Source organism: Pseudonocardia sp. McavD-2-B (genome assembly GCF_024124365.1).
GTDB classification, from domain to species: Bacteria; Actinomycetota; Actinomycetes; order Mycobacteriales; family Pseudonocardiaceae; genus Pseudonocardia; species Pseudonocardia alni.
This window is the reverse complement of the sequence record NZ_JAMXSG010000465.1, coordinates 1-2,275: the sequence shown is the minus strand read 5'-3', so window position 1 is coordinate 2,275 and position 2,275 is coordinate 1. Positions and strand designations below refer to the sequence as shown.

Genomic DNA, 2,275 nt, shown 5'->3' with positions numbered 1-2,275 from the left:
GGACGGCGGCCGCGGACCGGCACGCCGACCTCTACCGCATCCACCTCGCCGACCGCGCGTGACGACGACGGGGTGACGGGGACCACACCGACTGCGCTAGCCTGGGGTGACCACACGACGACGACGTCCCGGGGGGTACGCCGATGCCTGCTCACGAGGCACCCGCTCCGGCCACCGTCGTGCCCCTGTGCCGCGCCGCCCGCCACGGCGACGCCGCCGGGGTCCGCTGCCCGCACTGCACCCGCCCCACCCGCGACGACCGCGACGCCGTCGTGCTGCGGCTGCCCCGGCTGCGCGACCACGAGGTGCTCGCGGGCGAGCTCTGACCCACCGCCCGCCCGGCCCCTCCGCGCCCACTCCTGTCCGCCGCTGCCGCACCGCCCCGCCGCTGCCGCAGTGCTCCGCCGCTCCCGCGTCGACCCGCCGCCCACACGCTGATCCGTCGCCCGCGCGCCGGTCCCCCGCCCGAGTCCTGATCCGCTGCGCGCGCGGTGATCCGCACCCCGCGCGGTGATCCGCTCGGCGCGCGTGTCCGGACGCGCGCGCCGAGCGGATCACCGCGCGACAGGGCGATCATCGGGTGCCCGTCCACAATCGCGGGAATGCTCCACAGGTGGCGGATCCGCTCCGGCGCGGGCGTCGGGCGCGGGCAGGGTCGGGGCCGTGGACGAACCGCTGCTGCGCCGCGACCTGCTGAGACTCGGGACGACCGAGGCCGAGATCCGCGCCGCTCTGCGCAGCGGGCGATGGACGGGGATCGGACCCGGTGTGTACCTGGAGACCGGCGACGAGCGTCTGCGATTCGCCTCGACGCGGCACGCGACGCTGGTGGAGGCGACGGTCCCCTCGCTCGCCCCCGGGGCCGTGGTCAGCGGTCCGTCCGCCGCCGTACGACACGGCCTGCCGGTCTGGGGCGTGCCTCTGACCACGGTGCACGTCACCCGGGACGGCGCGTCCGGCGGGCGCGGCGGGCCGCGGCTGCGCGTACACGCCTCCCCGTTGTCCGCCGACGAGGTCGTCGACGTACGCGGCATCGCGACGACGTCGGTGGCCCGCACCGTCGTCGACGTGGCCCGCACGGCACCGTTCGAGACCGCCGTGGCCGTCGCCGACGCGGCCCTGCACCGCCACCTCGTCGCGCCGGACCGGCTGCGGGATGCGGTACTCGCCGCCTGCGGGCGCCACGGCATCGGCCGGGCCCGGGCGGTCGTCGCCTTCGCCGACGCCCGCGCGGACGGGCCCGGCGAGTCACGCAGCCGGGTCCGGATGGCCCGCCTGCACGTGGCGAGGCCGGTGCTGCAGCATTCGTTGCTCGACGAGCGGGGCCACCGGATCGGGGTCGTCGACTTCTGGTGGCCCGACCACGGGGTGGTCGGGGAATTCGACGGCCTCGGCAAGTACGGGCGGTCGCGACGCCCGGGAGAGAGCGCGGCCGACGCCGTCGTCCGGGAGAAGCGGCGTGAGGACGCCCTGCGGGCCCGGCCCGGTGTGCGGACGGTCGTGCGCTGGACCTGGGAGGAGCTCGACGACTTCGCCGCCGTCGCGCAGCGGCTCCCGCGGACAGCATGATCCGTACCCCGCGTGGTGATCCGTTGCCCGCGCGTGTCCGGACGCGCGCGAAACGGATCACCGCGCGGCGAGTGGATCAGCACGCGGACAGCGGATCGGCACGCGGCAGGAGGGATTGCCGCCAGGGCGGCGGGCCGGCACGCAGCCGGCGGGCCGACGCGCGACCGGCGGATCACCGAGGCCGGCGGACCACCGAGGCCGGCGGACCACCGAGGCCGGCGGATCACCGGGGCAGCCGACGGGTCGGTGCGCGGAGCCGGTCAGTCGGCCGGGCGCAGCACGGTCGCCCCGAGGATCCGGCAGGCCAGGAGCGCCACCTCGACGTCGAGCCGGTCGTCGCCGAGGGGCCGGCCCCGCACCTCCTCGGCGCGGCGCAGGCGGTACTGCACGGTGTTCTTGTGCAGGTGCAGCTCGCCCGCCGCCGCGACGAGACTGCCGCCGCCGCGCAGGTAGGCGGCGAGGGTGTCGCGGAGCCGGGCGTGCTGCTCGTCGTCGATCGCCAGGTCGCCGAGGATCTCGGCGACCCGGGCGGCGAGCAGGTCGGTGCCCGCGTCGAGCAGCAGCAGCGGGCCGAGGTCGTCGGCGGTGGTGACCGGGAGCCGGGCGGCGGGAGCGGCGGCGGTGACCACCTCCTGCCCCCGGCGGGCCCGGCGGTGCGCGCCGCGGACCCCGTCGAGGCCGCGGCCGGGCCCGCCGAGCGCGACCG

3 protein-coding genes are annotated in these 2,275 nt (G+C 77.8%); 2 read left to right on the top strand and 1 reads right to left on the bottom strand.

Features of this window, described 5'->3' with window-relative positions; translation table 11 throughout:
- Window positions 1-143: 143 nt before the first annotated feature.
- Window positions 144-326 (top strand): hypothetical protein, encoded by a 183-nt coding sequence (locus tag NH602_RS30230; protein WP_139282703.1) that lies wholly within the window; start codon window positions 144-146, stop codon window positions 324-326.
- 337 nt (window positions 327-663) lie between these two features.
- On the top strand, window positions 664-1,569 hold the full coding sequence (locus tag NH602_RS30225) for a hypothetical protein (RefSeq protein ID WP_179762286.1): 906 nt from the start codon (window positions 664-666) through the stop codon (window positions 1,567-1,569).
- A 260-nt stretch (window positions 1,570-1,829) separates the two neighbouring features.
- On the opposite strand, the gene NH602_RS30220 is transcribed toward NH602_RS30225, so the two are convergent.
- Window positions 1,830-2,275 (bottom strand): CdaR family transcriptional regulator (locus NH602_RS30220; protein ID WP_253069608.1); only part of this gene is annotated, 446 nt, incomplete at its 5' end.

Excerpts from the sequence above, each read along its gene's own strand:
- NH602_RS30230 (WP_139282703.1), top strand. The coding sequence starts at position 144 with ATGCCTGCTCACGAGGCACCCGCTCCGGCCACCGTCGTGCCCCTGTGC.